The organism is Acetobacter lambici, assembly GCF_011516885.1.
Taxonomy (GTDB): Bacteria; Pseudomonadota; Alphaproteobacteria; order Acetobacterales; family Acetobacteraceae; genus Acetobacter; species Acetobacter lambici.
The window spans coordinates 1-2,495 of record NZ_WOTD01000105.1; the positions used below are offsets into that span (position 1 = coordinate 1).

Below are 2,495 nucleotides of genomic sequence, written 5' to 3' on the forward strand. Positions count from 1 at the left end.
ATCCAGCAAGAGACAACTCCCAATCTGCTCAAAACGCAGACTGGACGCCATCGCAAAAACCGTCAATCAAATCGCCAAAACCCAGAAATTACCGGCCAAGCACATCAATCAGGGGTTCTTCGATCCCTCCACCTGAAAAAATCGTGATTGTTTTCTTGGGTAGTTCAGCTATTCCTACGCTGATAACGGTTTGGGATGAGGGTGAACGATTACTGTGCAGGGGAAAACACGCCGTCAGGCCATCTGGAATTGGGAATGGCTTTTCGCACCTTCACTCTCCGATTTTCTTTTTTCGCTCAGAACCACAATCACTTCCCTGATCGCCCTCAGCATCGCCATGTGGATGGAGCTTGGTCAGCCTCAATGGGCGGCCATGACCATCTGGATCGTTGCCCAGAAAACCATTGGGGAAAGTCTGTCAAAAGCTCACTGGCGAATAGTGGGCACATTGCTTGGCGCAGTCGCCGCCATTGTTCTGGTGTCCGCTGCGCCGCAGCAGCCCTGGCTGTTCTTTCCGATGCTGGCGTTCTGGATTGGACTGTGCGCGGGTTTGGGAACGCTCTGTTCCAATTTCAGAAGCTACATGTTTGTGCTGATGGGCTTTACCTGCGCCATCATTTCAATTTCCGCCATTACTGACTCGGATCACGTCTTTCAGATCGCCATCGCACGCAGCACGTACATTATTCTAGGCGTTATCTGTGAGATGACCGTGGCTCTGGTCTGCGAGCCCAATGCCAGCAGCCGGGCGCACGCGGCCATCAGGGAGTATCTGCGGGAAATCATCATCATGACCGCGTCGGTCGTGCGGGAAATCCTGCTGAAACGCTCTCCTCCCGCGCGAGACCTTTACGATACGTTTTCTCATGTCATGGCGCTGAGCGATCGGATCGAGTTCAGTGCGATCGAAACCGGTCGTTCCCGATCAATGACTGCTTATGCGCAGGGGACGCTCGGAGAGGCGACGCGGTTTCTCTCGCGTGGCCTGGGCATGAGAACCAGACTTTCTCTTTCAGTGCATGAGAATGGGCCCGAAGTCTCGCCGCTCATAGCTTCTTTCGTCACCACACTGGAGAATGTCCCGCATCTGTTGACCACACAGGAAGGGGAGCAGGTGCTTCGTGATCAGACCGACAGGCTGGTGGCGGACTGTGAAACCTCCATCGCGAGAACAGCGGCGCAGGAAGATTCGAGCGCAGATCGTGCATTTCTTGTCGAGCAACAGATCGTGCTTCAGGGACTGGTGCTTCTCATGCGGGAGTTCAGTCTCCTCATGCATTGTTTCAGCGGGATGGAGAGCGAACGCAAGACCGTTTCCCGCCTTCGACTCGTGCGTTTTCCCGACTGGCGGGCAGCGCTGATCAACGGTCTGCGTTCGTTTGTCTCCGTCCTGCTGGCAGCGCTGATCTGGGAAGTGACGGGATGGCCGACTGGCTCTCTGGTGGTGATGTTCGTTTGCGTCGTCTGTGCGCGTTTCGCTGCTTTTCCCAATCCGCTGGTGGCAAGCAAAACATTTTTCTTTGGCGCGGTCTGGGCGGTGCTTGCGGCGGTCGTGCCGGTATTTCTCATTATGCCGGTCACTTCGGATTATCCACTGTTCTGTTTTTTTGTGGCCATTCCGATGGTCATTGGCGGCCTCGTCAACCGTCATGCCGCTACGGCCGCTGTTGGCGCATCTTTCGTGAATTTCTTCCCATTCATGCTTCTGCCCGAAAATCATTCCCGGGTGGATGAAATCCAATGGTTCAACACGTCACTGGCGTTGCTGATGGGGCTTGGTCTTGGCGGTATGATCTTTCGCTATCTTCTGCCGTTCGGCGTGGGGCATTTTCTGAAAGTCTTTGATCGGTTCATCTGTAAAAAGATGAAAGAAATCACGACACTTCCCGAATGCGTTTCGGACCAGGTGTGGGTTGGCGGGATTGTTCAGGGGATGGAAAATTTCATTGCCCACTGCAAAGCTCAGGATCTCGCACGCGTGGATCTGTGGCTGCACAGTACGTTCGCGGTCATGACGGCAGGCAGAAACCTGATTTATCTGGAGTCAAAGCTCACGGACAAGGCGCTTCCTGCCGACATTGTGGCGCATATCCGGAAAGCGATCCCTTCCTTTTTGTCTATGCTGCATAAAACGCAGCCTTCAACCGGAGATGTAACGGATGCGATGCAATGTCTTCGGGAAAGGGAGCAGAAGGAGAAGTCTCCCTTGCTCAGAGCCAAATTGACCGATGTGATTGGCGCGATGGCCATCGTTAATGCGGAACTTTCCTCTCATGTGGTCGCCAGTCGTAGGTTGGCGGACTGGAAACTATGAGATTCTATAGACAACAAAAGAAATCCCGCGCTTTGTGGGGCGCGGGATGGTAATCCCCCCATTTTTAGTCGGGCATTGAATGAGAATTCAGGCAGCTGTTTTTAGTTTCTGGGCGGGGGTTAGCCCGCTGTTCCCCATGTTGGGTCTGTCATGGTTATATGTCCAGAGCCATTGTGTTGCG

At 53.8% G+C, this 2,495-nt stretch carries 1 protein-coding gene; it reads left to right on the forward strand.

Annotated elements, in window-relative coordinates; all coding sequences use genetic code 11:
• Positions 1 to 214: 214 nt before the first annotated feature.
• A complete protein-coding gene (locus GOB86_RS15170; RefSeq protein ID WP_165993478.1) occupies positions 215 to 2,314 on the forward strand; it encodes an FUSC family protein in 2,100 nt (699 codons plus the stop codon).
• Positions 2,315 to 2,495: the final 181 nt, after the last annotated feature.